Source organism: Candidatus Angelobacter sp., assembly GCA_035607015.1.
GTDB lineage: Bacteria > Verrucomicrobiota > Verrucomicrobiia > Limisphaerales > AV2 > AV2.
Map to the genome: position 1 here is coordinate 1 of DATNDF010000379.1, position 2,636 is coordinate 2,636.

Genomic DNA, 2,636 nt, shown 5'->3' on the forward strand with positions numbered 1-2,636 from the left:
ATGATTGGGGGCGAACGAGCAAACTGCGCCAGGCCGGGCAAGAACCGGAGCGCTGGCATTGGGTTTATACCGGGACGTGTTTTCGATTGGATCAGCGAGGAAAAACTGTTGGAGGCCGGCCGCTCATCAGTCAACGCGGCTTTGTGGCCACGCGTGAAGGCATTGACGCATTACGTCAGCAGTTGCACGCCGAAGCGCTGCGACGAGGCTTGGGCCAGGCCGCAGGAGCCTTGGTGATTGCCGACGGAGCCGTGTGGATCTGGCGTCTGGCCGACGATCGTTTTGGACAGGCGCGTCAACGGCTGGATTTTTACCATGCCGTTCAGCATTTGGCGGCGGTCGGGCGAGCGCTCCACGGCGAGGACAAAGACAAACTCAAGAGTTGGTTGCGGCCGCTGGTCAAACAACTCAAGAACGAGTCTGCGATCAAAGTCATCAAACAGTTAGACGAGCTCCTCGTCAGCCTGCCTGCCGGAGCTGCGTCCGAGGCGGTGGCCAAAGAAGTGAACTATCTGCGGGAACATCAGGACCGCATGGACTACCGAGCGGGAGGACGGCGCGGTGAGCCCATTGGCAGCGGCGCTATCGAATCGACCTGCCGGCAAACCCAATGCCGCTTCAAACGCCCTGGCCAATACTGGAGCCAACAAGGTGACGAAGCATTGCTCTGCCTGGAAATGTTCTGGCGCAATGAACGTTGGTCTTTGCTCTTTCCTCACAACCGCTCAGCCGACCCCTCTAAAAACTGAGATGCGCCCCTTGGTGTACTGTTGTTCGTATTGACCTTCAATTTCTCCGCCCGACCCGGCACGCTGGCGCAATTCCGCACCGCCTACGGAAACATTGACGTCGAGCTTTACGATCAGGACAAGCCGGTGACGGTGCGCAATTTCCTCCGTTACGTGCAGAGCGGCGCGTACACGAACATGTTTTTCCACCGCTGCCTGACCGGATTTGTGATTCAAAGCGGCGGCTTCAAGGTTACTGATCGCACCGATACCAACGATGCGACGGTGTTCTACGGTGTCTCGAACTTTGGCCCGATCACCAACGAGTTCAACGTCGGGCCGCGCCGAAGCAATGTCTATGGGACCCTTGCCATGGCCAAACTGGACGGCGACCCCGACTCGGCCTCGTCGCAATGGTTTTTCAATCTCGCGGACAACTCGACAAACCTCGACAATCAGAACGGCGGCTTCACGGTCTTCGGCCAAGTCGTGGGAGGCACCAACGTGTTGAACCAGATCAACGCGCTGTCCAAGTCCGAAACGAATGCCGGCGGCATCGTTGACCTGCGCTGGTGGTATGGCAGCCAGGCGGCGGTCTTCAGCGATCTGCCGGTCAGCTCGGGCCTGGATCGTCCCCGGTTCGTGGATCTGAGCTACGTCGATGTCTCGCTGCTGGGCGTGCAGGCGCAGGCCGTGGGCAGCGGCAAAAGGCAGATTTCGTGGAAAAGTGTCGGCAACAAGGTCAACACCGTCGAGTTCGCGACGAATCTCCCGCCGGTGTGGCAGACCCTGGCCACCACGAACGGCACCGGCAGCGTGGTGAGCGTGACGGATTCTTCGACCTCCAATTCGCGGCGGTTCTACCGCGTGCGGGTGGACTATTGAAATTTGAGTTCTCCTGCCGCGCCGGAGGCACGAAGCTGAACGCGTGAAGGTTCTTGTCACGGGCGCAACAGGGTTTGTCGGCCGGGAAGTTATCCGGCAACTCGACGAGGCGGGGCATTCGGTTCGCATTCTGGCGCGCGACCCCGATTCGCAGCGTGTTCTGGATATTGCCGGGCGTTTTCAAGTCGAAGTTCATTGCGGCAACATGCTCGACGCCGCGTCACTCGAAGGCGGACTCCAGCACATTGATGCCGTCATCCATCTCGTCGGCATCATCAGCGAGGTTGGCGAAAACACATTCGAGAATGTCCATGCGCGCGGCACGGAGAATATCGTCAACGCAGCGCGCAAAGCCGGTGCGCGGCGATTCATCCACATGAGCGCGCTGGGCACGCGGCCGAATGCGATTTCACACTACCACCAGTCGAAATGGACGGCGGAGGGAATCGTTCGGCGAAGCGGACTGGACTGGACGATCTTCCGGCCCTCGATCATTTACGGTCCGGGCGATGGCTTCGTGAATCTGTTCGCGCGAATGGCGCGGTTTTCGCCCGTGCTGCCCGTGATGGGTTCCGGGCGGACGCAATTTCAACCGGTGGCCGTCGAAAGTGTGGCCGCCTGCTTTGTGAAAGCGCTGAACGAACATCGTGCGATCGGCATGACACGCGACTTATGCGACACGGAAGTATTCACGCTCGAACAAATCCTGGATTTGATTCTGGAAGTGACTGGACGGAGGCGATTGAAACTGCGCGTTCCGATGTGGCTCGTGCGGTGTCAGGCGGCGGCGCTGGAATTCATTTTTCCGCGGCTGCTGGGCAAAGCGCCACCGCTCAACCGCGATCAACTTCTCATGTTGCTGGAGGACAACGTGGGCGATCCAAGACCGACGATGGAGTTGTTTGAGTTGGAGCCTGTGTCGTTTCGGGAAGGGATTACCAAGTATTTGTTGTGTTAGAGCATTTTAAATAAAACTGTAGCCACAGGAAGCAAACCAATTCATGGCGTCTTGAGGCGTGACTT

The 2,636-nt window shown here is 58.7% G+C and carries 3 protein-coding genes; all 3 read left to right on the forward strand.

Annotated features, from left to right (window positions below):
• Positions 1–143: 143 nt before the first annotated feature.
• The 3 genes from VN887_15275 to VN887_15285 are packed head-to-tail and all read left to right on the forward strand — an operon-like array spanning position 144 to position 2,571.
• The gene (locus VN887_15275; protein HXT41370.1) at positions 144–749 is read left to right on the forward strand and encodes a hypothetical protein; all 606 of its coding nucleotides are present in this window, start codon (positions 144–146) and stop codon (positions 747–749) included.
• 30 nt (positions 750–779) lie between these two features.
• Entirely contained in the window at positions 780–1,613 is an 834-nt protein-coding gene (locus VN887_15280) for a peptidylprolyl isomerase (GenBank protein ID HXT41371.1), read from the forward strand.
• A 43-nt stretch (positions 1,614–1,656) separates the two neighbouring features.
• Positions 1,657–2,571 (forward strand): complex I NDUFA9 subunit family protein, encoded by a 915-nt coding sequence (locus VN887_15285; GenBank protein ID HXT41372.1) that lies wholly within the window; start codon positions 1,657–1,659, stop codon positions 2,569–2,571.
• Positions 2,572–2,636 lie beyond the last annotated feature (65 nt).